This is a genomic window from Streptomyces sp. CG 926 (assembly GCF_003148825.1).
GTDB lineage: Bacteria > Actinomycetota > Actinomycetes > Streptomycetales > Streptomycetaceae > Streptomyces.
Genome location: NZ_QGGZ01000041.1, coordinates 1 through 1,828, shown reverse-complemented (window position 1 = coordinate 1,828; position 1,828 = coordinate 1). Strand labels below are relative to the sequence as shown.

Below are 1,828 nucleotides of genomic sequence, written 5' to 3'. Positions count from 1 at the left end.
GCGCATCGCGCGGTGGCCCGGGTGGCGGTCATCGCCCGGGAGGACACCCCGGGAGACACCCGCCTCGTCGCCTACGTCATCCCCACCGACCCCGAAGCACAAGAACAACTCCCAGAATCCATAAGACAGTTCGTCGGCGACAGGCTTCCCGACCACATGGTTCCGTCCGCGGTGGTCGTCCTGGACGCGCTCCCGCTGACCGCCAACGGCAAGCTCGACCGCAAAAACCTCCCCGCCCCCGAGCACTCCGCCTCGGCAGGACGCGGGCCGGCCAACCGCCAGGAGGAGATCCTCTGCGCGGCCTTCGCCGAACTCCTGGGGCTCCCCGAAGTCGGCGTCGACGAAGACTTCTTCGCCCTCGGCGGCCACTCCTTGCTCGCCGTCCGCCTGACCAGCAGGATCCGCGCCGAACTCGGCGTCGAGGTCCCGCTCCGCGTGCTCCTCGAAGCATCGACCGTGGCAGCACTCGCACAACAACTAGCCCACCAGAAGACAGCACGGCCGGCGTTGCGGCCCATGCGTAACCAGGAGGAGTCCTGATGATCCCGTTGTCCTTCGCGCAGCGGCGGTTGTGGTTCCTCAGCCAGTCCGAGGGCCCGAGTTCCACGTACAACATCCCGGTCGTGCTGCGCCTGTCCGCCGAGACCGACGGGACGGCGCTCGACGCCGCCCTGCGGGACGTGATAGGCCGCCACGAGGTCCTGCGCACGGTCTACCGGGTCGCGGACGGCGAGCCGTACCAGCACATCCTGAAGCCGGCCGACCTCGACTGGTCGCTGACGGTGGCCGAGGTCGCCCCCGATGAGCTCGACGGCGCGATCGCCGCCGTCCTCGGGCACACCTTCGACCTGTCCGCCGAGATACCGATCCGTGCCTCGCTGTTCTCCACCGGCGGCGGCGAGCAGGTACTCGTCCTGGTGACGCACCACATCGCCAGCGACGGCTGGTCCAAGCGCCCGCTGGCCCGCGACCTCTCCGTCGCCTACGCGGCCCGCACCGCCGGCCAGGCCCCCGACTGGGAACCGCTGCCGGTCCAGTACGCCGACTACACGCTCTGGCAGCGCGAAATGCTCGGCGACGAGAACGACCCGGACAGTGTGCTGTCCACGCAGATGGCCTACTGGCGCGGCGTGCTGGCCGACATCCCGGAGGAGCTGGAGCTCCCCACCGACCGCTCCCGTCCCGCGCTTCCCTCGCACCGCGGCCACAAGGTCCCGCTGACCGTGCCCGCCTCGGTCCATGCACGCCTCGCCGAGCTCGCCAAGGCCGAGGGCGTGACCCCCTTCATGGTGCTCCAGGCCGCCCTCGCGGCCGTCCTCGCCCGCCTCGGCGCGGGCACCGACATCCCGATCGGCACGACGGTCGCCGGCCGTACGGACGTCGCCCTCGACGACCTCGTCGGCTTCTTCATCAACTCCCTCGTCCTGCGCACCGACGTGTCGGGCGACCCGACCTTCACCGAACTCCTCGCACGGGTACGGCAGGCCGGCTGGGCGGCCTTCGAGCACCAGGAGGTGCCGTTCGAGAAGCTCGTGGAGGAACTCGCCCCGGCCCGCTCCCTCGCCCGGCACCCGCTGTTCCAGGTGATGCTGAAGGTCCAGAACACCGGCGAGGCCGTCCTCGACCTGCCGGGCACGGGCAGCAGCAACGCACCGGCCCAGGCCCGCGACACACAGGCTCCGACCGAGACCGTCACCCACAACGGCCCGGCCACCAGCGAGTCCGCCGCGAAGTTCGACCTGGATGCTTCCGTCACGGAGGTGTTCGACGGGGTGGGTGTTCCTGCGGGGTTGCGTGGTTCGGTGGTGGCGTCGGCGGATCTGTTCGA

At 70.5% G+C, this 1,828-nt stretch carries 2 protein-coding genes; both read left to right on the top strand.

The features are described from left to right. On the top strand, positions 1-540 hold a 540-nt coding region (locus BCL76_RS38365), incomplete at its 5' end, for a phosphopantetheine-binding protein (protein WP_146228536.1). Next, positions 540-1,828 (top strand): condensation domain-containing protein (locus BCL76_RS38360; RefSeq protein ID WP_258310167.1); only part of this gene is annotated, 1,289 nt, incomplete at its 3' end. The genes BCL76_RS38365 and BCL76_RS38360, both read left to right, overlap by 1 nt.